Below are 20,785 nucleotides of genomic sequence, written 5' to 3' on the forward strand. Positions count from 1 at the left end.
ACCCGATCAATAAGATGGGGTCCGAAGCGCTTGCCATTAGATGGCTAAAACCGATTGCCGCTATCTGTGAAATTCATGAATTGGGCTTTCCTTGATGTCGCCTGCCGCCGCGGCACTGGAGAGCCGCGACGATTTTATGGCGCTGTGCCGCCAAGTCATTGCTGCCAGATCAGAGAGGTTCGCTCATAAGAGAGTGAACGGCATTCAGGTCGTCCAGTACCCGTTGCGGCTCATCGCTCAGCGGCATGTTATCCATGTCTCGAACGGCATCGGGACCGCCCGGCGCATCGGCCGCAAGTTCTGCAAAAAGCGGCTCAAGGTCGCTCTGGCCGGAACCTTTTTCGGCGACGAGTTCCAGCGTCTTGCCGCGGGCGGCGTCCGAAGTCAGGCTGTTCAGCAGAACCTGGGCGATCTGCCGGCGGGCGATAACGCCATCGCTCGGCGTGCCGGATTGGCGGGTGTCGCCCTGCAGAAAGACGAGTTTCTCCTGATTGGCATCATTGTAGTCGAACCAGCCGGGCCTGACGATCGTGTAGTCGAGGCCGCTGGCGCGGACCAGCCGCTCGCCGCGACGTTTCCAGTCATGGGCTTCGGTCGAGCGATTGTAGCTGCCGGTCCGGTTGGTCACGCCGATCGCGGTCATCAAAGCGATCCTGACCTTTCGTGATCCCAGCGCCTCAAGCACATTGCGTACGCCGCCGTAATCGACCCGCTCGGATCCGACCTTGCCGCCACCATCCGAGCCATGGGCGAATACGACTGCGTCGGCGCCTTCGACGGCGACCTCGAGGCTTGCCTTTTCCGTCAGGTCACCGACCACGAGATCGACGCCATCGCCAAGGGCACGGCCCTTGCGGGTATCGCGTACGAGCGCACGAACCGCGTGGCCGCGGGCCAGCGCTTGCCTGACCACATGCGTGCCGATGCTTCCGGTCGCGCCGACCACAAGTATTTTCAGTCGCTGCTGGGACATGACATCACTCCTGATGAGATTTTGAAGAGGTTGAGGTGACGAGCCGGGCACAGATTGCGCAGCCGATACCCATCACCGCGATCACCCAGCCCATTGTCCATGGCGTGCCGTCGGCAAAGGCACCGACAAGACCGGAACCGGCAATGCCGCTGCCGTACTGGATGGCGCCGACCAGAGCCGAAACGGAACCGGCCTGTTCGGGATAATCTGCCATGGCGCCGGCAATCGAGTTGGCAACGACAAAGCCGGTGACTGAAACGAACACTAGAAGCGGCAGGAACAGGCCCCATAGGCCGCCAAAATCGCTATAGGCGTTGATTGCCAGCACAAGGCCGGCCAGCATGGCGACAATCGATCCGGCCATCAGGATCCGGTCCATGCCGAAACGGTGGACGAGGCGTGCATTGACGAGATTGGTGACGACGATGCCGATGATGCCGGAGCCGAAAAGCAGACCGTAATATTCCGCCGGCACCTGATGGTAGGTGATGAAAGCGAATGGCGTGCCGGCGATGTAGGCGTACATGCCGGAATAGAAGAATGCGCCGGCACCCGCATAGCCGATGATCTTCCTGTGGGTCAGAAGATTGGCGTAACGACGGAAGGCGCCCATCAGCGGATCGGTGCGGCGACGCTCCACCGGGAGGGTTTCAGGCAGGGTGAACAGGCCGGCGAGGACGAGAACACCGAGCAGAACGAGCGTCCAGAAAATCGCTCTCCAGCCTGCGAATGCGGCGATCTGGCCGCCGAGGATGGGGCCAAGCAGCGGCGCGATTGCCATCACGGCGATCAGTGTCGAAAGCATCTGGGCAGCCCGCGGGCCCTGGTAAAGATCGCGCACCATGGCGCGTGAGAGGACGACGCCGGCGCAGGCGCCAAGCGCTTGGAGGATGCGCCAGAGGATCATCGCCTCGACGCTTTGCGCCATGGCGCAACCGATCGAACCGATAACGAACAGGACAAGACCGATGGCGACGGGAAGCCTGCGGCCATACTTGTCGCTGATCGCGCCCCAGAGAAGCTGCCCAAGGCTGAAGCCGATCAGAAAGCCCGAGATGGTATATTCGATACTGCCGGCATCGGCCCCCAGCTGATCGGCCATGACGGGCATGGCGGGCAGATAGAAATCGGTCGAGATCGACGCAAAAGCCATGAGCGCACTGAGAATGGCAAGTACATGCCAGCGTCCCGTGTGGGTCGCTGGCTGGCCGATGCCTGGAGGGGATGACGTTCTGACGGTCTGCGCTTCAGATGACATGGATGGTGCTGCTTCTGATCTCTTTTAACGGTGCAAATCCTGCGGAAGCGATGGGCTCCCGCAGGTGATATAATCGGGCAAGCCTCAGAGACCGGTCATCTTCATGATGTGCTCGGGATAGCGCTCACCCTCGATCTGAATTTCGGCCGCGGCCTTTTCGAGCCTTGCCAGTTCTTCAACGGTGAGTTCGACCTCTACCGATGCGAGGTTCTCCTCGAGCCTGTGCAGCTTGGTGGTGCCGGGGATCGGCACGATCCAGGGCTTTTGCGAAAGAAGCCAGGCGAGTGCGATCTGTGCCGGCGTCGCCTGCCTGTCGTCTGCAATCGCCTTGAGCAGGTCGACCAGTGCCTGGTTCTTTTCCATCGCTTCCGGCGTGAAGCGCGGCAGGATGGAGCGGAAGTCACCTTCGCCAAGCTTGGTGTCCTTGTTCATGGCGCCGGTGAGAAAACCCTTGCCGAGCGGGCTGTAGGGAACGAGGCCGATGCCCAGTTCCTCGCAGGCCTCAAGAATGCCGTTTGTCTCCGGCCCGCGGGTCCAGAGCGAATATTCGTTCTGCAGCGCCGTCACCGGCTGCACCGCATGGGCGCGGCGCAAGGTCTGGGCGTTCGGCTCGGACATGCCGAAATGCTTGACCTTGCCGGCAGCAATCAGGTCCTTGACGGCCCCGGCGACATCTTCGATCGGCACATTGGGATCGACACGGTGCTGATAATAGAGATCGATAACATCGACGCCGAGGCGCTTGAGGCTCTCGTCGGCAACCTTCTTGATGTGCTCCGGTCGGCTTTCGAGACCGGCCTGCTTGCCGTCGGCGAACCTGAAGCCGAATTTGGTCGCAATGACGACCTGGTCACGCAGCGGCTTCAATGCCTCGCCAACCATTTCCTCATTGGTGAAGGGACCGTAGACTTCAGCCGTGTCGAAAAAGGTGACGCCGCGATCGACCGCCTGACGGATCAGGTTGACGCCTTCCTGCTTGGTGAGCTTGTGTCCGTAGCTGAAGTCGAGGCCCATGCAGCCGAAGCCGAGCGCCGAGACTTCCAGACCGGCTTTTCCGAGGATGCGCTTTTTCATGTCATGTCTCCATTCTGGTGAGCATAGGCGGAATCCACCGAATGGCTCTCGCTGGCTCAATTCGGCGTTATCTCGTCATGCAGCATCATTTAGGCCTGGATTGGCAATTCGATTAGATGCTAAGTGCTCAATGAACTTATGCGACGGATTCATAAATGAAACGAGACGAGCTTGGCGATCTTGCCGCCTTCCTGACAGTTGCCGAGGAGCGCAGCTTTACGAAAGCGGCAGCGCAGTTGGGTACGTCACAATCCTCGCTCAGCCATACGGTTCGCCGTCTGGAGGAGAGGATGGGGGTTCGACTTCTGACGCGGACGACGCGAAATGTCGTTCCGACAGAGGCCGGCGAGAAACTGATGTTCACGCTGCGCCCGGCCTTCAACGACATCCGCGGCCAGATCGATGACCTGACGGCCATGCGGCAACAACCCGGCGGCAACATCCGCATCACGTCGAGCCGGCACGCGGCCGAGACGATCCTTATGCCGGCCGTGAAGCAGCTGATGTCCGATTATCCGGATGTCAATGTCGAGGTGTCGGTCGATCAACGCTTCATCGACCTTGTGGCAGAACGATACGATGCCGGCGTCAGACTTGGCGAAAGCATCGAGAAGGATATGGTCGCGATCAAGATCGGACCTGAGATGCGGATGATGGTGGCCGGCTCGCCCGATTACTTCAAGCGCTATCCAAAGCCGAAGACACCGCATGACCTGACTCAACACAGATGCATCAACCTGCGGCTTCCGACGCTTGGCGGCCTATATACCTGGGAGTTCGAACGCGACGGGCGCTCCCTCAATGTTCGCGTCGACGGCCAGTTCGTCTGCAATGACGTTCCGATGATCATCGACGCCGCGCTCGACGGTCTCGGTCTGACCTGTCTTCCCGACGACCACCTCGGGCCGCTCGTCAAGGCCGGACGACTGGTGCAGGTGTTGGAAGACTGGTGCGAGCCATTCCCAGGCTATCACCTCTATTACCCAAGCCGCCGTCTGTCGTCACCGGCGTTTGCGCTGCTGGTGGATGCCCTGCGCTACCGCTGACCATGCGGCGTGATGGGTGATCTTTGGCCATCTTCATCGCGATCAGACTTGCGGAAGCCTCGGCTGTCTTTTTATCGTAATGAAGCGGCTAAAACATTCCGCTCGTCGTGGAATTACATACTGGCGGCGTAAGTTCCAATCGATTTCAGGCGGAACCGCTGGATCTTGCCGGATTCCGTTTTCGGCAGGGCATCCGTGAAGATCACCGATCGCGGATACTTGTATGGTGCGATCACCTTTTTCACATGGTCCTGAAGGGACTTGATCATGGCCTCGTCGCCAACGAGGCCATCCGCAAGCACCACGTGGGCCTGAACGATGGTGCCGCGTGCCTCGTCGGACATGCCGATGACGGCGCATTCGACGACCGCATGGTGCTTCAGGAGCGCTGCTTCGACTTCCGGTCCGGCGATATTGTAGCCGGAGGACACGATGATATCGTCGGAGCGGGCGGCAAAATGGAAATACCCCTCCTCATCCTGGAAGAAGGAGTCGCCGGTCAGGTTCCAGCCGTCGCGAACGAAGTTCGTCTGTCTTTCGTCTGCGAGATAGCGGCAGCCGATGGGGCCGCGCACAGCGAGACGCCCGACGGTGCCGCGCGGCACTTCGCGCATCGCATCGTCGACAACGATTGCACTGTAGCCCTTCAGTGGTGTGCCGGTGCAGGCGGCGCGCTCGTCGCCAAGCCGGTTAGAGATGAAGATATGCAGCATTTCCGTGCCGCCTATACCGTCGATGATCGGTTTTCCTGTCTTTGTCCGCCATTCCTCGAACACGGGTGCCGGAAGGGTTTCGCCGGCCGAGACGGCAAGGCGGAGCGAAGACAGCTGCTGCACATCCTGAATGCCACCCAGCATGACGCGGTAGGCCGTTGCCGCCGTGAAGCAGATGGTTGCCTTGTAGGTTTCGATCAGCTCTGCCATCTGGCCGGGCGGTGCATTTTCAAGCAGGACGCCGGAAGCACCGAAGCGTAGCGGGAAGATGACCAGGCCGCCGAGGCCGAAGGTGAAGGCGATCGGTGGGGATCCGATGAACACGTCATCGGGCTGCACATCGAGAACTTCCTTGGCGAACGCGTCGGCGATAATGAGCAGGTCGCGGTGGAAATGCATCGTCGCCTTCGGTACGCCGGTCGAGCCGGACGTGAAACCGAGCAGGGCGACGTCGTCGCGACCGGTCCTGACCGCCTCGTAATCGGCCGATTTGGCAAGGGCCGCCCGGTCTAGTTCGGCATCGTGGCCTTCGGTTCCGTCGAAGCCGACGATCCGCTTGAGAAACGCGCTCTGTGTGGCCGCCTCTTCCATCTCGTCCATCAGGCGGGTGTCACACAATGCAAGCGTGATTTCCGCCTTTTCAATGTATTTCAGCAATTCGCCCGAGCGCATCATCGGCATCGTGTTGACGACCACGGCGCCGGCCTTAGTTGCCGCCAGCCAGCAGGCGATCATCGCCGGATTGTTGCCAGAGCGAATGAGGATGCGATTGCCCGGAACGACACCGAAATCCTCGGTCAGCGCCTTTGCGAGCTGGTTCGTCCAGTCGGCGAGCTCGCGATAGGTTCTGCTGCGCCCCATTCCGGACAAGGCCGTGCGGTCGCCGAAGCCCTTCTCAACCATCCGGTCCGTGAGTTCGACGGCGGCGTTGAGGTGATCGGGGTAGTCGAAGCCCTCGAGGTTGATTTCCGGCCATTCCTCGAATGGAGGTAGGTTGGCACGCGTAAACGTGTCGACATGCGCTGTCGGCCCAAGTTTCATAGCTGTCCCCTTTGCAAACATTTTTGTCTGCGCGCCTTGCCGCGATGCGGGTGGCAATCTGATTTTTCGAAAGACTGGCACAGCTGGAAGAGGGGCGCAACGATAATCTTTTAAGTCTGAAGTAAATTTTCTGAGCCGGTATGGTGGTCGCGCGGCGCTCCGTTTTACGCGTATGCCGATGATGGATTGTGGCTGTGAAGCTCGGATTCTCGTCCATCATGGACGGCAATGGGTATCGCTCCGTCAAGATCATTCTTTGATGCACGTCTCGGCATGTCTGTCGGCCGCAAACGGTGATCTTATCCAAATAGCAGTTGACAAGGCCCAATCAAAATATTTTAGATATAAAATAAAAGAAGCGCGGGCATTGCCATTCGCGCCAGATCAAGGGGTTCAAGCATGCGGATTGTGTGTATCGGTGGCGGGCCGGCGGGGCTCTATTTCGCGCTGTTGATGAAGAAGTTTCATCCCGAGCATTCGATCTCGGTCATCGAGCGCAACCGAGCCTACGACACGTTCGGTTGGGGCGTCGTGTTCTCCGATGCAACCATGGTGTCGATGCGCGCCTGGGATCCGGAAAGTGCAGCCGAGATCGAGGGTGCCTTCAATCATTGGGACGATATCGAACTGCTGTTCAAGGGGACGCACCAGCGGACCTCCGGCCACGGTTTCGTCGGCATCGGCCGCAAGAAGCTGCTCAACATCCTGCAGGGGCGCTGCGAGGCGCTCGGCGTCGAGCTGGTTTTCGAGACCGATGCCTGCGGCGATACCGACTACCCGGATGCGGACCTGGTGATCGCGTCCGACGGCTTCAACTCAAAGATCCGCAACCGTTATCCCGAGGTGTTCCAGCCGGACATGGCGGTGCGTCCGAACCGTTACATCTGGCTCGGTACCAACAAGCTGTTCGACGCCTTCACCTTCGATTTCCGCAAGACGGATCACGGTTGGTTCCAGGCGCATATCTACAAGTTCGACGATAACACCTCGACCTTCATCGTCGAGACGACCGAGCAAGCCTATGAGAAGCACGGGCTGGGGCAGATGGACCAGCAGGGTTCGATCGACTTCTGTCAGGAGCTGTTTTCCGAGATTCTCGAAGGCGCGGAGCTGATGACCAATGCACGCCATCTGCGAGGCAGTGCCTGGTTGAATTTCAACCGCCTGATCTGCGGCAAATGGAGCCATTTCAACGGCAATTCCCATGTCGTCCTGATGGGTGACGCCGCTCATACCGCACATTTCGCCATCGGTTCGGGCACCAAGCTTGCGATCGACGATGCGATCGAGCTGACCAACCAGTTCAACAGGCTCGGCCATGCGAAGGAGAGTATCCCGCAAGTTCTCGGAACCTATGAGGAAATCCGCCGTGTCGATGTTGCGCGGATCCAGAATGCGGCACGCAATGCGATGGAATGGTTCGAAGTGGTCGGAGATCGTTATGCCGATACGCTGGAGCCGGAGCAGTTCATGTATTCGATGCTCACACGCTCGCAGCGTATCAGCCACGAGAACCTGCGCCTGCGCGATCCGGTTTGGCTGGAAGGCTACGAGCGCTGGTTCGCTCAGAGGAACGGTATCGAGGCAAAGGGCAATGGCCGCACGCTGCCACCGATGTTCACGCCCTATTCGCTGCGCGGCACGGAGCTTGTAAACCGCATCGTCATGTCGCCGATGGCGATGTATTCCGCAAGGGACGGGCTACTCGATGATTTCTACATGGTGCATCTTGGCGCGCGTGCGCTTGGCGGCGCGGGGTTGGTCTTCGCGGAAATGACCTGCGTTTCGCCCGATGCCCGCATTACCCCCGGCTGCCTGGGATTGTGGAATGACGAACAGGCCGCAGGCTGGAAGCGGTTCGTCGATTTTACCCATGGCAATTCGGGTGCGAAAGTCGGCATCCAGCTCGGCCATGCAGGACGCAAGGGGGCGACGAAGCTTGCCTGGGAGGGCATCGACCAGCCGCTTGAGACGGACGGCTGGTCACTCATTTCGGCATCCGCGCTGCCCTATCTGAAGCACAGCCAGATGCCGAAGGCGATGGACCGCACCGATATGGACCGGGTCACGGCCGATCACGTGGCCGCTGCCAGACGGGCAGCCCTTGCCGGGGCCGACTGGCTCGAGCTGCATTGCGCCCACGGCTATCTCCTGTCGAGCTTCCTCTCGCCGCTCACCAATATCCGCACCGACGCATACGGTGGCAGCCATGAGAACCGCGCACGCTACCCGCTCGAAGTATTTGCCGCCATCCGTGAGGTCTGGCCGCTCGACAAGCCGATCTCGGTGCGTCTCTCCTGCCACGACTGGGCCGAGGGTGGGAATACGCCGGAGGATGCGGCGATCTTCGCAAGAATGTTCAAGGAGGCCGGAGCCGATCTGATCGACTGCTCGTCAGGGCAGGTGTCGAAGGAGGAAAAGCCGGTTTATGGCCGTCTCTTCCAGACGCCGTTCTCCGACAAGATCCGCAACGAAGTCGGTATTCCGACCATCGCTGTCGGCGCCATTTCGGAAGCGGATCAGGCAAACTCGATCATTGCCGCCGGTCGTGCCGACCTCTGCGCTGTCGCCCGTCCGCATCTGGCCGATCCGGCCTGGGTCCTGCACGAGGCCGCCAGGATCGGGATGACCGATATTGCGTGGCCGAAACAGTATTATTCCGGCAAGGCGCAATACGAGACCGGGCTTGCGCGCGCCGCTGCCGCCGGGTCTCCGGCTACGGTCGGTCCAACCGTTGCTGCTCGATAGGATTGAATGATGGAGACTCCTTCTTCCTCGTTTACGCCTCGCCACGCTCTCGTCACGGGAGCGGGTTCCGGCATCGGTGCCGCGATCGCCGCCTGCCTCGTAGAGGCAGGGCATCACGTCACGCTCGCCGGGCGCCGGCGTGAACCGCTCCTGGAACTCGCCTCGCGGCTCGGCGAGGAAAAGGTCTGTGTCGTCTCTGGTTTCGACGTGACTGAGCCTGCGGCGATCGAGGCGGGGCTTGCCGTTGCGCGCGCCCGGTTCGGCGCGGTCGGCATTCTCGTCAACAATGCGGGCGAAGGCCCTAGCGCCGCTTTCGAAAAGACCTCGCTCGAGATGTGGAACCGGGTGATGGCGGTGGATCTCACCGGTGTCTTTCTTGTGACGCAGGCCGTGCTGCCGGACCTGAGGGCAATCGGTGAGGGTGCGAGGATCGTCAACATCGCCTCGACCGCCGGTCTGACCGGCTATGCCTATGTTTCCGCCTATGTCGCCGCCAAGCACGGTGTTGTCGGCCTGACGAGGGCGCTGGCGCTGGAACTGGCCAGAACAGGCATCACCGTCAATGCTGTGTGCCCAGGCTTCACCGATACGCCGCTGATTACCCGATCGATCGAAGCCATCGTCGAAAAGACCGGCCGCTCGCCGGAACAGGCGCTGGCGGAGTTCACCAAATCGAACCCGCAAGGGCGGCTTGTCCGGCCTGAGGAAGTGGCTGCGACCGTGAACTGGCTGGTGTCGCCGCTGGCGGCCTCGATCACAGGCCAGGCGATTGCGGTCGCGGGCGGCGAAGTTCTGGCCGGCTGACAGGACGAAGAGGAAAACCGCATGCCATTCGTGATTTCCAAACCGCTGCGCTTCGGCGACTGCGACCTGTCCGGGATCGCCTACCACCCTGCCTATCTTTCCATGCTTGTCGACGTCAACGAGGCGATGTTCGCGTCGTTCGGCATCACCTGGAAGGAGATCATGTTCGAGCGTCGGCTCGGCCTGCCGACGGTGACGATGCATATCGAGTTCAACAAGCCCGCCGTCTACGGCGATACGCTCGATTTCGAGGTCAATGTCCGCAAGATCGGCCGCGCGTCGCTGGATCTGGAGACCTTCGTCCGTGTCGACGGCGAGCAGATCTGGAGCATTCGCCAGCGCATCGTCATGACCTCGCTCGACGATCACAAATCTCATCCCTGGCCGGAGGATATCCGTGCCGGTCTAACACGCTACCTGGAGCCCCTGCATGCATCATGACATCATCCAGCCGGAAGGCTGGGCAAAGCCAATCGGATATTCCAACGGCATCAGTGCCCGCGGACGTATCGTTCAAGTGGGCGGCCAGATCGGCTGGGACGAGTATTGCCAGTTCCATTCGGACGATTTCGTCGACCAGGTTCGCCAGACGCTGACCAATATCGTCAAGGTGCTGGAAGCCGCGGACGCCAAGCCGGAACATCTGATCCAGATGACCTGGTATTTTACCGACCGCGTTGCCTACAAGAGCCGCATGAAGGAAGTCGGGGCCGTCTATCGCGAGATCATCGGTCGCCACTTTCCGCCCATGGCGGCCGTGCAGGTCGTGGCGCTGATGGAGGATCGCGCCAAGATCGAGATCCAGGCACTCGCAGTTGTGCCGGACTGAAACGCAAGCATATCGAAGAGGAGGAGACGAAATGATGTCTGCAAAAGTGATGCCGGTGATCACCCGTCGCGGCCAGGAAGACGGGCAGACCGGACAATCGGGCGGCTGTGTACGCATATCGGGCGTCGGCCCGCAGCATACGCCGGCAACGAAGATCTGGTTCGGCAAAGTGTCCAACGATCCCGGCTACCGTTCCTATCCGCATCATCACGGCGAGGCGGAAACCGGCGGCTATGTGCTGAAGGGCAAGGCGCGCATCTATTTCGGCGAGAACTGGCAGGAGTTTCTCGACATGGAGGAGGGCGACTTCATCTTCGTGCCACCGCACTGGCCGCATATCGAGGTCAACATGTCGACCACCGAGGAACTGGTGTGGCTGACCACTCGCACGCCGGACAATATCGTCGTCAACCTGCCCGATGTCGATGACAGTGTTCTCCAAGGGTTCAGGCGCGTCTGATGAAGCTTCTCCGTCATGGCCCGGCGGGTGCCGAAAAGCCCGCCATCCTCGCTGCCGACGGGACGGTCCGCGATCTGTCCGGCGTGATCGCCGACGTCTCGGGCGCAGACCTCGCCGATGCCGCGCTCGACCGGCTGCGCGCCATCGATCCTGCAACGCTGCCGGTCATCATCCCAGACCGGATCGGTGCCTGCGTCGGCGCCGTCGGCAAATTCATCTGCGTCGGCCTCAACTATGTCGACCATGCCCGCGAGACGGGCAAGGCGCCGCCGGAAGAGCCGATCCTGTTCATGAAGGCGACCACCGCCGTCTGCGGCCCCAACGACGACATCGAAATCCCGAAAGGCTCGAAGAAGGCCGACTGGGAAGTCGAGCTGGGTGTCGTCATCGGCAAACGCGCAAAATATGTCGGCGAAGCTGAAGCGCTCGGCCATGTCGCCGGCTATTGCGTCGTCAATGACGTCTCCGAGCGCGCCCTCCAGTCGGAACGCGGCGGCCAGTGGACCAAGGGCAAGAGCCACGACACTTTCGGCCCGATCGGACCTTATCTCGTTACCCGTGACGAAGTGAGCGATCCGCAGAACCTGTCGCTTTGGCTCGATGTCGACGGCGTTCGTCGGCAGACGGGAACGACCGGCAACATGATCTTCTCCGTCGCCCATCTGGTCAGCTATATCAGCCAGTTCATGACGCTCATGCCCGGCGACGTGATCGCCACCGGCACGCCGCCGGGTGTAGGCATGGGCATCAAGCCGGAGCCGGTCTTTCTCAGACCCGGCCAGACGATCGAACTTGGCATCGAAGGCCTTGGCCAGCAGTGCCAGGCAACGATTGCGGCGAGGGCGTGAACATGGCGGACCTATCGGGCAGACTTGCTGTCGTTACCGGCGGCGCACGCGGACAGGGGGAGGCGGAGGCCCGTCTCTTCGCGCAAAAGGGGGCGGTGGTCATCATCGCCGACGTTCTTTCCCTTGAAGGCGAGAGACTGGCGTCGGACCTGACGTCAGAGGGATACGAGGCACGCTTCCAGCATCTCGACGTCACCGATCCCGCAAGCTGGGGCGTGCTCGTCGAGCATGCGCGCGACTGGAAAGGCCGTATCGACATCCTCGTCAACAATGCCGGCATCATCAACCGCTCGACGATTGCGTCGACGGAACTGGATGCCTGGGAAGGATTGCTGAAGGTCAATCTCACCGGCGCCTTTCTCGGCATCCGGGCCGTCAGCGACCTGATGGCGGAAGGCGGTGGCGGCGCCATCGTCAACATCTCCTCCAACAGCGGCTATTCCGGTCACTACGACCCGGCCTATACGGCCAGCAAATGGGGCCTGAGAGGTCTGACGAAGAGTGCCGCCATGGAACTCGTCGACAAGGGAATTCGCGTCAATGCGGTTTGTCCCGGATTGGTGGTGACGGGTTTGAATGCCACCAGTCCTCATCTGCAGCCGATGATCGACATGACGCCGATGCAACGCAGCGGCAAGCCAGAGGAAATAGCCGAACTCGTGCTCTTCCTCGTATCGGACGCTTCCCGCTTCATTACAGGCGAGGATTTCGTCATCGATGGTGGATTTACTGCGGGTGCGGCTTATCGACGCGTGGCTAAGGCGACCGGCATATTCTAGACAATCCCGTTCATGGCAGTACCAGAGTCCGGTGACTCGGCCTTGCCCCGGCATCGTCCGGGTGTCAGCCACAACGACTGCATGACGCTTTGATCGACGTTCTTTGAAAATCGTATCAGGCAGGGGATCAAGGGTATCAGCGTTGTCGGCGCGCTTTCAGCCGTGTCGGGCGCTATAGGATAACTGGAGTAGAATTTGAGAATCGGTTCGCCCAAAGAGGTCTTTCCGGGTGAGGCGCGGGTCGCCTTGACGCCGGAAAGCGCGTTGCAGCTTCAGAAACTCGGCTACGAATGCTTCATAGAAAGTGGCGCAGGCCTCGCATCCGGATTTGCCGATGCAGTCTATGAAGCCGCGAATGTTTCCGTGGTAACGACGGCCGCGGATCTTTTCGCCAAGGTCGACATCATCGCCAAGGTTCGTCCGCCGGAAGCCGCAGAGCTGGCCGCCATACCTCACGGCAAGACGCTGATCTCGTTCTTCTATCCGGCGCAGAACACTGCGCTTTTGGAAGAGGCGAAGACCAAGGGCGTCAACGTCATCGCGATGGACATGGTGCCGCGCATTTCGCGTGCCCAGAAGATGGATGCGCTCTCGTCGATGGCCAACATCGCCGGCTACCGCGCCGTCATCGAGGCCGGCAACAACTTTGGCCGCTTCTTCACCGGTCAGGTGACTGCCGCCGGCAAGGTGCCACCGGCCAAGGTTCTGGTCATCGGCGCAGGCGTTGCCGGTCTTGCCGCCATCGGCACGGCGACCTCGCTCGGTGCCATCACCTATGCCTTCGACGTTCGTCCGGAAGTGGCCGAACAGATCGAATCCATGGGCGCCGAATTCGTCTTCCTAGATTTCAAGGAAAGCCAGCAGGACGGCGCCGCCACCGGTGGTTATGCCGCCCCGTCCTCACCGGAATTCCGCGAGAAGCAGCTGGAAAAATTCCGCGAGCTTGCGCCTCAGATCGACATCGTCATCACCACGGCTCTCATTCCGGGCCGCGATGCGCCGAAACTCTGGACCGCCGACATGGTGGCCATGATGAAACCGGGATCGGTCATCATCGACCTTGCAGCCGAGCGCGGCGGCAACTGTGATCTGACCGTCGCGGACCAGAAGATCGTCTCGGAAAACGGTGTGACCGTCGTCGGCTACACGGATTTTCCGAGCCGCATGGCTGCCCAGTCGTCGACCCTCTATTCGACCAATATCCGTCACATGATGACGGACCTGACGCCGGCCAAGGACGGTGTCGTCGTCCATAACATGGAAGACGACGTCATCCGCGGCGCGACCGTTGCCTTCGAAGGCGAGATCACCTATCCGCCACCGCCGCCGAAGATCAAGGCGATCGCAGCGCAGAAGCCAAAGGAAAAGGCCAAGGAACTGACGGCCGAGGAAAAGCGCGCAAAGGAAGTCGCCGGGTTCAAGGCGCAGACCAAGAACCAGGCCATTCTGCTTGCCGTCGGCACGGCGCTGCTTCTGCTCGTCGGCGCGTTCGCGCCCGCCAGCTTCATGAGCCATTTCGTCGTCTTCGTGCTTGCCTGCTTCATCGGCTTCCAGGTCATCTGGAACGTGTCGCATTCGCTGCATACGCCGCTGATGGCCGTCACCAACGCCATCTCCGGCATCGTCATTCTCGGCGCCCTGTTGCAGATCGGCTCCGGCAACTGGCTGGTCGTCATTCTCGGCGCCCTCTCGGTTCTGGTCGCCACCATCAACATCGTCGGCGGGTTCCTCGTCACACGGCGCATGCTCGCCATGTTCCAGAAGTCGTGATCGGGTAGGGGTTTAACATTATGACGATCGGTATCGTTTCGGCCGCCTACATTTCCGCGGCTGTTCTTTTCATCCTTTCGCTCGGCGGCCTTTCCGGCCAGGAAAGCGCCAAGCGCGCCGTCTGGTACGGCATTGTCGGCATGGCGCTCGCCGTCATTGCCACCGTGCTCGGCCCGCAGGTTCCCGGCGGTTTCGGCAACTGGTTCATCATCTTGCTGATGATCGCCGGTGGCTCGGTCATGGGGTATTACGTCGCTGCCCGCGTGCAGATGACGGAAATGCCGCAGCTGGTTGCAGCACTTCACTCCTTCGTCGGCCTCGCTGCCGTCTTCATCGGCTACAACGCCCATATCGAAGCATGGCGCGTTGCCGGCATGGACGAGGCGACCCGCGCTGCTCTCGAAGGCTTTTCCGCCATTCTCGCCCACAAGACCCCGGTCGAACTCGCCATCATGAATGTCGAAGTCTTCCTCGGCGTCTTCATCGGTGCGGTCACCTTCACCGGCTCGGTCGTAGCCTTCGGCAAGCTTGCCGGCAAGGTCGACGGCAAGGCCAAGAAACTGCCGGGCGGTCATTTTCTGAACGCCGGCGCAGCCATCCTGTCGCTCATCCTGCTTGTGATGTACGCCAACGGTTCGGGCGTCTGGACGCTGGTCCTGATGACGCTGCTCGCCTTCTTCATCGGTTACCATCTGATCATGGGCATCGGCGGCGCCGACATGCCGGTCGTGGTGTCTATGTTGAACAGCTATTCCGGCTGGGCGGCGGCTGCGATCGGCTTCACGCTCGGCAACGATCTGCTGATCGTTACCGGCGCTCTGGTCGGCTCATCCGGCGCGATCCTGTCCTACATCATGTGCAAGGCGATGAACCGCTCCTTCATCTCGGTCATCCTCGGCGGCTTCGGTGGTACCACCGGTCCGGCCATGGAAATCGAAGGCGAGCAGGTCGCCATCGATGCCGATGGCGTTGCCAATGCGCTCAATGATGCCGATTCGATCGTCATCGTGCCGGGTTACGGCATGGCCGTCGCACAGGCGCAGCAGGCCGTTTCCGAGCTGACCCGCAAGCTGCGTGCGGCGGGCAAGGAAGTCCGCTTCGCCATCCACCCGGTTGCCGGTCGTCTGCCGGGCCACATGAATGTGTTGCTCGCCGAAGCCAAGGTGCCTTACGACATCGTGCTTGAGATGGACGAGATCAACGACGACTTCCCGTCGACGGATGTCGTCATCGTCATCGGCTCCAACGACATCGTCAATCCCGCCGCCGAAGAAGACCCGAATTCGCCGATCGCCGGCATGCCGGTTCTGCAGGTGTGGAAGGCCAAGCAGGTCTTCGTCTCCAAGCGCGGCCAGGGCACCGGTTATTCCGGCATCGAGAACCCGCTCTTCTACAAGGAGAACACGCGGATGTTCTACGGCGACGCCAAGAAGTCGGTCTCCGAACTTTTGCCGAAGATCATCTGATCCCGGTTGCAGAAAACGACGAGGCCGTCATCCGCAATGATGACGGCCTCGTCGTATCAATCGTCTGAATTGTTTTACTCTGTGTCGGGAATCTCGACGCTGCCCGCTGCAGAAAGACCGGCGGCCGGGATCCATGCGCTTTTCAAGCAGCCCGGTTTGTGATCAGTCCAGCTCGACGTCATCGGCGGAAAGATGGGCGAGGGTAGACTGCTTGACCTGTCCGACATGCTTGAGCAGTCCGGTAATGACGATCGGATCGACATCCGCCATCATCTCCTTGAGCCAGCCTTCATGAGCATCCGCCATGGCTTCGAAAAGGCTTCTGCCCTTGTCGGTCAGGCCGGCCACCGTGACACGTCGGTCATCCTCGAGGCGTACGCGGCTGACCAGTCCATCCTGCTCCATCCGCTCAACGAGACCGGTAATGTTGCCGTTTGTCACCATGGTTCGCTTCGAAAGCTCACCAAGGCGCAGTCCGTCCGTTTCGCGATAGAGTTGTGAGAGTACATCGAATTGCGGCAGCGTCGCGCCGAATTCCCGGCGAAGACGGCGGCGGATTTCCTGCGACACCAGCTTTGTCGTCGACAGCAGACGCAACCAGAGGCGCAGCTCCTGCTTGCCTTCCTCCTGGTCGGTGGCGATGACTGCCTCTAGATCCAGTGCCATGTCGTATTGTTCCTCCCGATGCGAAGCACCAGAAACAATATCACTGTAGGCGAAGTCAATCTATTTCAACCTTGAAGCACCGTTGTGCCCAGCGTTGGCTTCATCAATGGAGTGTCGGGGCAAATTCGCCGGAGTGATGGGCGTTTGTTCGCAGACCGCCCATTCGCGATCGCCAGATTATGAGGCGATGCGCATGGCAGGCGAGCGGCAATTTCATAGTTCGAATTCTGCCGCTCGCCGTAAGATCCTTGGGAGCGCCGCGCGTTACTCGGGCTTGTAGGCGATGACGTCCATCTCGACCTTGACGTCGACCATCATCGGGGACTGGACGGTGGAGCGGGCCGGCGGGTGGTCGATGAAGTGTTTCTGGAAGACGGCGTTGAAGCTCGAAAAATCACGGGCGTCGTCGAGCCAGACATTGACCTTGACGACATGTTCCAGCGTGCAGTCGGCCAGAGCCAGGACCGACTTGATGTTCTCGATCACCTGTTCGGTCTGGGCAACGATATTGCCGACGATGACTTCGCCATCAACGGTCGGGACCTGGCCCGAGACGTAAACGAAATCACCGGCGCGAACTGCCTTGGCAAAGGGACGGCGCTGGCCACCGGCCTGGGCGTCGGCGACATCGTAGCGGATGAGTTTGTTGCTGCTCATGGGGTGGTCTTTCTATTCCAGTGGGGGAGTGCAGGGCGGCTTATGCCACTTCCTGCACGAAATGGCCCGGCGAAACTTCGCGATATGTGCGTTTCGGGGCGACGTAATCGAAGGGCCGCACTGGGCTCTTGATTTCTTCGGTAAGCGGCGGCGGTGTCTGGCCGCGACGCGACGGGTCGGGGATCGGCACGGCCGAGATCAGCCGCTGCGTATAAGCATGTTGCGGATTGTCGAAGATCGCGGCGCGGGGCCCGATCTCGACGATTTCGCCCAGAAACATCACGGCGACGCGGTGGCTCATGCGTTCGACAACGGCCATGTCGTGGGAGATGAACAGATAGGCGAGGCCGCGCTTTTCCTGTAGGTCGAGCAGCAGGTTGGAGACCTGTGCCTTGACCGAGACGTCTAGCGCCGAGACCGCTTCGTCGGCGACGATGAATTTCGGGTCGAGCGCGAGAGCCCGCGCGATCGAGATACGCTGGCGCTGGCCGCCAGAGAATTCGTGCGGATGACGGTCCGCCATCGCGGCGGAAAGGCCTACCTGTTCGAGAAGCTCGGAGACGCGCGCCTTGGCTTGCCTGCGGCCCATCAGGCCGTGGGCGAGGATCGGTTCGGCAATCGCGGAACCGACGGTGATGCGCGGGTTGAGCGAGGCAAACGGATCCTGAAAGATCATCTGCGAGGTGCGGCGCATCGTGCGCAATTCGCGCGTGCCGGCATTCGTCACGTCCTGCCCGCCGATGACGATCGAGCCGGCGGAGGGGTTGAGCAGGCGGATGATGGCGCGGCCAGTGGTGGACTTGCCGCAGCCGGATTCGCCGACCAAAGACAGGGTTTCGCCAGGGCGCAGATCGAATGAAACGTCTTCCACAGCATGGACGCGGCCGTTCGGCAGGTCGAAACGGACGGCAAGGTTTTCGACCTTGAGGATAGGCTCTACGGTTGCCGACACCGGGTTCATTTCGCGGCCATCAGTCGCTTCGCCGGTCGAGGCATCGACTTCGGGGAAACGTCTTGGCGCGACGGCGGCACCCATCGTTCCCAGCCGCGGGATCGAGGCAAGCAGCGATTTCGTATAGGTGGCGGTGGGGGCGGCAAAGATCTCGTCGGTCTTGCCGGTCTCGACCATGTCGCCACGGAACATCACCACGGTGCGGTCGGCGATTTCGGCGACGACGCCCATGTCATGGGTGATGAACAGCACGCCCATGTTTTCCTCCCGCTGCAACTCGCGCAGCAGGTGGAGGATTTCGGCCTGGATCGTCACGTCGAGCGCGGTCGTCGGTTCGTCGGCGATCAGCAGTTTCGGACGGCAGGCGAGCGCCATGGCGATCATCACCCGCTGGCGCATGCCGCCGGAAAACTTGTGCGGATATTCGTGAAGACGCGTTTTGGCGGCGGGTATACGGACACGCTCCATCAGCCGCACGGTTTCGGCTTCCGCCTCGCTCCATGAAAGGCCGCGATGGAGAACCAAGGCTTCGGCGATCTGGTTGCCGATGGTGAAGACCGGGTTGAGCGAGGTCATCGGCTCCTGAAAGATCATGCCGATCGAGCCGCCGCGCACCTTGCGCATTTCGGCTTCGCTGGCCTTCAGCAGATCGGTGCCGTCGAGCAGGATACGGCCTTCGGTGCGCGAGCGACCGGGGGGCAGGAGCCGCATGGTCGAGAGCGCGGTGACGCTCTTGCCCGAGCCGCTCTCACCGACGATCGCAACCGTCTCGCCGGCATCGACATGAAGGCTGATATTGCGGATGACGGCTTTCCAGCCTTCCGGCGTCTTGAACGAGGTGGTCAGGTTCTCGACCGCAAGCACCGGCTTCTTTGTGTTCGTGTCGGTCATGTTCAGCTTTCCTTGGCGAGACGCGGATCGACGAGATCGCGCAGGCCGTCGCCCAGCAATTGCAGGGAGAGAACCGAGAAGACGATGGCGAGGCCCGGAAACACCATCAGCCACGGAGCGTTGTTCATGTATTCACGGCCCGACGCCAGCATCGTGCCCCAGGTCGGCATGTCGGTGGAAACGCCGACGCCGAGGAAGGAGAGGCTTGCTTCCGCCAGCATTGCCGAAGCGAAGACGAAGGTTGCCTGCACGAGGATGGGGGATGCGAGGTTGAGCAGCACATGGCGGGCAAGGATCTGCCAGGTCGGCAGGCCCATGGCTACGGCTGCCTCGATATAGGGCAGTTCGCGCAGAACTAGCGTCGAGCCGCGGACGATACGGGCAAGACGTGGGGCGTAGGTGATGCCGAGTGCAAAAATGACGGTTGTCAGCGACGGCCCGAGGGCGGCGACCAGTGCGATGGCGAGCAGGATGTCGGGGAAGGACATCATCGCATCGAGAAGGCGCGAGATCGGCGCATCGAGCTTGCGGAAGAAACCGGCGGCAACACCGAGGATGACGCCCAGCACGGTGGAGATCAAAACCACACCGAGGCTGACCAGCAGCGAGATGCGTCCCGCAAAGATGGCGCGGGAAAAGATGTCGCGGCCGAATTCGTCTGTGCCGAAGAAATTCGTCATCGACGGCGGTTTCAACCGGTTGATGATCGACAGCCGGTTCGGCGCATAGGGTGCGATCCAGGGCGCGAGGATCGCGGCGATGACGACGATCGCAAGGATGATCGCACCGAACAGCATGGCGCGGTTGCCGAACAGGCGGCGCAGGCCAGATGCGAAGGGCATGGAGAGCGAGGCCATCGTGGTCATAGGCGCACCCTGGGATCAACGAGAATATAGAGCATGTCGACGATGAAGTTGATGAGGACATAGATGGCGGCGACGACGAGCAGCGCGCCCTGAATGACCGGATAGTCACGGCGCAGCACGGCCGAGACGACGAGATTGCCGACGCCGGGCAGGCCGAAGACGGTTTCGGTGACGACGGCACCGGCAACCAGCATGGCAACCGAGAGGCCGATGACGGTGATGATCGGGATCATCGCGTTCTTCAAGGCATGCTTGAGGATGACACGGCCCTCGCCGGCGCCCTTGGCGCGCGCAGTGCGGACATAGTCATCGCCCAGAACATCGAGCATCGCGGCGCGGGTGAAGCGGGTGATCAGTGCCGAATTGACCACACCAAGTGCGATGGCCGGCAGAACGAGATGGTGCAGGCGCTCAAAGAACGGTGTTTCGGGTCCGCCGTAACCGGAGGCCGGGAACCAGCCCTGGCCGACGGCAAAGACCTGGATCAGGATCAGGCCGAGCCAGAAGCTGGGCACGCTGGCGGCGACCATGGTGAGGGTCACGACGATCTGGTCGAAGATCGTGCCGCGCTTGACGGCCGACAGAATGCCGACCGGCAGCGCGATACCGACTGCGATCAGGATCGAGAAGAGAGTGAGGAAGAAGGTCGGCTCGGCACGCGCGGCAAGTGCCGTCGTGACCGGCTGATTGAGGAAGATCGACTGGCCGAGATCTCCCTGCAATATGCCCAGAACGAACTGGCCATATTGCATGAGGAGCGGCGCATCGAGCCCCATGCGGGTGCGCAGTTGCGCGATGTCTTCCGGGGTCGCATCCGACCCCAGCATGACGGCGGCAGGATCGCCGGGTGTGACGCGGACGATGATGAAAACCACCGTCACGACCAGCGCGAGCACGATTGCCATGCCCCCCAGCCGTTTCAGCAGCGCCTGTGCGATCCTTGC

The 20,785-nt window shown here is 61.1% G+C and carries 19 protein-coding genes; 10 read left to right on the forward strand and 9 right to left on the reverse strand.

Translation table 11 applies throughout. The annotated features are described in order from the left end of the window. Nucleotides 1-169 precede the first annotated feature (169 nt). The 3 genes from AC0JZ4_RS20355 to AC0JZ4_RS20365 all read right to left on the reverse strand — a co-directional run bounded on the left by AC0JZ4_RS20355 (nt 170) and on the right by AC0JZ4_RS20365 (nt 3,305). A complete protein-coding gene (locus tag AC0JZ4_RS20355; protein WP_471888318.1) occupies nt 170-973 on the reverse strand; it encodes an SDR family oxidoreductase in 804 nt (267 codons plus the stop codon). Nucleotides 974-977: 4 nt separating this feature from the next. Next, the gene (locus AC0JZ4_RS20360) at nt 978-2,231 is read right to left on the reverse strand and encodes a multidrug effflux MFS transporter (protein ID WP_471888319.1); all 1,254 of its coding nucleotides are present in this window, start codon (nt 2,229-2,231) and stop codon (nt 978-980) included. A gap of 84 nt (nt 2,232-2,315) precedes the next feature. Further along, nucleotides 2,316-3,305, reverse strand: a complete 990-nt coding sequence (locus AC0JZ4_RS20365) for an aldo/keto reductase (RefSeq protein ID WP_471888320.1) — start codon at nt 3,303-3,305, stop codon at nt 2,316-2,318. A gap of 155 nt (nt 3,306-3,460) precedes the next feature. Here AC0JZ4_RS20365 and AC0JZ4_RS20370 point away from each other — a divergent pair, with 155 nt between their 5' ends. Next, on the forward strand, nt 3,461-4,351 hold the full coding sequence (locus tag AC0JZ4_RS20370; protein ID WP_471888321.1) for a LysR family transcriptional regulator: 891 nt from the start codon (nt 3,461-3,463) through the stop codon (nt 4,349-4,351). A gap of 113 nt (nt 4,352-4,464) precedes the next feature. On the opposite strand, the gene AC0JZ4_RS20375 is transcribed toward AC0JZ4_RS20370, so the two are convergent. After that, complete coding sequence (locus AC0JZ4_RS20375; RefSeq protein ID WP_471888322.1) at nt 4,465-6,105, reverse strand: AMP-binding protein; 1,641 nt, start codon at nt 6,103-6,105, stop codon at nt 4,465-4,467. Nucleotides 6,106-6,504: 399 nt separating this feature from the next. On the opposite strand from AC0JZ4_RS20375, the gene AC0JZ4_RS20380 reads away from it, so the two are divergent. The 9 genes from AC0JZ4_RS20380 to AC0JZ4_RS20420 all read left to right on the forward strand — a co-directional run bounded on the left by AC0JZ4_RS20380 (nt 6,505) and on the right by AC0JZ4_RS20420 (nt 15,809). Continuing rightward, complete coding sequence (locus AC0JZ4_RS20380; RefSeq protein ID WP_471888323.1) at nt 6,505-8,853, forward strand: bifunctional salicylyl-CoA 5-hydroxylase/oxidoreductase; 2,349 nt, start codon at nt 6,505-6,507, stop codon at nt 8,851-8,853. Between the two features lie 9 nt (nt 8,854-8,862). After that, a complete protein-coding gene (locus AC0JZ4_RS20385; RefSeq protein ID WP_471888324.1) occupies nt 8,863-9,657 on the forward strand; it encodes an SDR family NAD(P)-dependent oxidoreductase in 795 nt (264 codons plus the stop codon). 21 nt (nt 9,658-9,678) lie between these two features. Next, nucleotides 9,679-10,098, forward strand: a complete 420-nt coding sequence (locus AC0JZ4_RS20390; protein ID WP_471888325.1) for an acyl-CoA thioesterase — start codon at nt 9,679-9,681, stop codon at nt 10,096-10,098. Continuing rightward, the gene (locus AC0JZ4_RS20395) at nt 10,088-10,486 is read left to right on the forward strand and encodes a RidA family protein (RefSeq protein ID WP_471888326.1); all 399 of its coding nucleotides are present in this window, start codon (nt 10,088-10,090) and stop codon (nt 10,484-10,486) included. The genes AC0JZ4_RS20390 and AC0JZ4_RS20395 overlap by 11 nt, the downstream gene beginning before the upstream one ends. A 34-nt stretch (nt 10,487-10,520) precedes the next feature. Then, on the forward strand, nt 10,521-10,946 hold the full coding sequence (locus AC0JZ4_RS20400; protein ID WP_471888327.1) for a cupin domain-containing protein: 426 nt from the start codon (nt 10,521-10,523) through the stop codon (nt 10,944-10,946). After that, nucleotides 10,946-11,794: a fumarylacetoacetate hydrolase family protein gene (locus AC0JZ4_RS20405; RefSeq protein WP_471888328.1), complete on the forward strand. Its 849-nt coding sequence runs from the start codon at nt 10,946-10,948 to the stop codon at nt 11,792-11,794. The genes AC0JZ4_RS20400 and AC0JZ4_RS20405 overlap by 1 nt, the downstream gene beginning before the upstream one ends. Before the next feature lie 2 nt (nt 11,795-11,796). Continuing rightward, the gene (locus tag AC0JZ4_RS20410) at nt 11,797-12,573 is read left to right on the forward strand and encodes an SDR family NAD(P)-dependent oxidoreductase (protein ID WP_471888329.1); all 777 of its coding nucleotides are present in this window, start codon (nt 11,797-11,799) and stop codon (nt 12,571-12,573) included. A gap of 195 nt (nt 12,574-12,768) precedes the next feature. Then, nucleotides 12,769-14,343, forward strand: coding sequence for a Re/Si-specific NAD(P)(+) transhydrogenase subunit alpha (locus tag AC0JZ4_RS20415; protein WP_471888330.1), 1,575 nt, complete (start codon nt 12,769-12,771; stop codon nt 14,341-14,343). Nucleotides 14,344-14,363: 20 nt separating this feature from the next. Continuing rightward, the gene (locus tag AC0JZ4_RS20420) at nt 14,364-15,809 is read left to right on the forward strand and encodes an NAD(P)(+) transhydrogenase (Re/Si-specific) subunit beta (protein ID WP_471888331.1); all 1,446 of its coding nucleotides are present in this window, start codon (nt 14,364-14,366) and stop codon (nt 15,807-15,809) included. 162 nt (nt 15,810-15,971) lie between these two features. Here AC0JZ4_RS20420 and AC0JZ4_RS20425 read toward each other — a convergent pair whose 3' ends face one another. The 5 genes from AC0JZ4_RS20425 to AC0JZ4_RS20445 all read right to left on the reverse strand — a co-directional run bounded on the left by AC0JZ4_RS20425 (nt 15,972) and on the right by AC0JZ4_RS20445 (nt 20,779). Continuing rightward, complete coding sequence (locus tag AC0JZ4_RS20425; RefSeq protein WP_471888332.1) at nt 15,972-16,475, reverse strand: MarR family winged helix-turn-helix transcriptional regulator; 504 nt, start codon at nt 16,473-16,475, stop codon at nt 15,972-15,974. Between the two features lie 264 nt (nt 16,476-16,739). Further along, complete coding sequence (locus AC0JZ4_RS20430) at nt 16,740-17,132, reverse strand: RidA family protein (RefSeq protein ID WP_471888333.1); 393 nt, start codon at nt 17,130-17,132, stop codon at nt 16,740-16,742. A gap of 40 nt (nt 17,133-17,172) precedes the next feature. After that, nucleotides 17,173-18,975 (reverse strand): ABC transporter ATP-binding protein, encoded by a 1,803-nt coding sequence (locus AC0JZ4_RS20435; RefSeq protein WP_471888334.1) that lies wholly within the window; start codon nt 18,973-18,975, stop codon nt 17,173-17,175. Nucleotides 18,976-18,977: 2 nt separating this feature from the next. Further along, the gene (locus tag AC0JZ4_RS20440) at nt 18,978-19,832 is read right to left on the reverse strand and encodes an ABC transporter permease (RefSeq protein WP_471889048.1); all 855 of its coding nucleotides are present in this window, start codon (nt 19,830-19,832) and stop codon (nt 18,978-18,980) included. 5 nt (nt 19,833-19,837) lie between these two features. Then, nucleotides 19,838-20,779: an ABC transporter permease gene (locus AC0JZ4_RS20445; RefSeq protein WP_471889049.1), complete on the reverse strand. Its 942-nt coding sequence runs from the start codon at nt 20,777-20,779 to the stop codon at nt 19,838-19,840. Nucleotides 20,780-20,785: the final 6 nt, after the last annotated feature.

This window comes from [Rhizobium] kunmingense, assembly GCF_977018605.1.

What these genes read in the sequence shown, in the direction of transcription:
- AC0JZ4_RS20375 (WP_471888322.1), bottom strand. Translation starts at nt 6,105, where the DNA reads ATGAAACTTGGGCCGACAGCGCATGTCGACACGTTTACGCGTGCCAAC.
- AC0JZ4_RS20435 (WP_471888334.1), bottom strand. Translation starts at nt 18,975, where the DNA reads ATGACCGACACGAACACAAAGAAGCCGGTGCTTGCGGTCGAGAACCTG.
- AC0JZ4_RS20370 (WP_471888321.1), top strand. Translation starts at nt 3,461, where the DNA reads ATGAAACGAGACGAGCTTGGCGATCTTGCCGCCTTCCTGACAGTTGCC.
- AC0JZ4_RS20405 (WP_471888328.1), top strand. Translation starts at nt 10,946, where the DNA reads ATGAAGCTTCTCCGTCATGGCCCGGCGGGTGCCGAAAAGCCCGCCATC.
- AC0JZ4_RS20355 (WP_471888318.1), bottom strand. Translation starts at nt 973, where the DNA reads ATGTCCCAGCAGCGACTGAAAATACTTGTGGTCGGCGCGACCGGAAGC.
- AC0JZ4_RS20365 (WP_471888320.1), bottom strand. Translation starts at nt 3,305, where the DNA reads ATGAAAAAGCGCATCCTCGGAAAAGCCGGTCTGGAAGTCTCGGCGCTC.
- AC0JZ4_RS20360 (WP_471888319.1), bottom strand. Translation starts at nt 2,231, where the DNA reads ATGTCATCTGAAGCGCAGACCGTCAGAACGTCATCCCCTCCAGGCATC.
- AC0JZ4_RS20385 (WP_471888324.1), top strand. Translation starts at nt 8,863, where the DNA reads ATGGAGACTCCTTCTTCCTCGTTTACGCCTCGCCACGCTCTCGTCACG.
- AC0JZ4_RS20430 (WP_471888333.1), bottom strand. Translation starts at nt 17,132, where the DNA reads ATGAGCAGCAACAAACTCATCCGCTACGATGTCGCCGACGCCCAGGCC.
- AC0JZ4_RS20390 (WP_471888325.1), top strand. Translation starts at nt 9,679, where the DNA reads ATGCCATTCGTGATTTCCAAACCGCTGCGCTTCGGCGACTGCGACCTG.
- AC0JZ4_RS20400 (WP_471888327.1), top strand. Translation starts at nt 10,521, where the DNA reads ATGTCTGCAAAAGTGATGCCGGTGATCACCCGTCGCGGCCAGGAAGAC.
- AC0JZ4_RS20420 (WP_471888331.1), top strand. Translation starts at nt 14,364, where the DNA reads ATGACGATCGGTATCGTTTCGGCCGCCTACATTTCCGCGGCTGTTCTT.
- AC0JZ4_RS20380 (WP_471888323.1), top strand. Translation starts at nt 6,505, where the DNA reads ATGCGGATTGTGTGTATCGGTGGCGGGCCGGCGGGGCTCTATTTCGCG.
- AC0JZ4_RS20425 (WP_471888332.1), bottom strand. Translation starts at nt 16,475, where the DNA reads ATGGCACTGGATCTAGAGGCAGTCATCGCCACCGACCAGGAGGAAGGC.
- AC0JZ4_RS20410 (WP_471888329.1), top strand. Translation starts at nt 11,797, where the DNA reads ATGGCGGACCTATCGGGCAGACTTGCTGTCGTTACCGGCGGCGCACGC.
- AC0JZ4_RS20440 (WP_471889048.1), bottom strand. Translation starts at nt 19,832, where the DNA reads ATGGCCTCGCTCTCCATGCCCTTCGCATCTGGCCTGCGCCGCCTGTTC.
- AC0JZ4_RS20395 (WP_471888326.1), top strand. Translation starts at nt 10,088, where the DNA reads ATGCATCATGACATCATCCAGCCGGAAGGCTGGGCAAAGCCAATCGGA.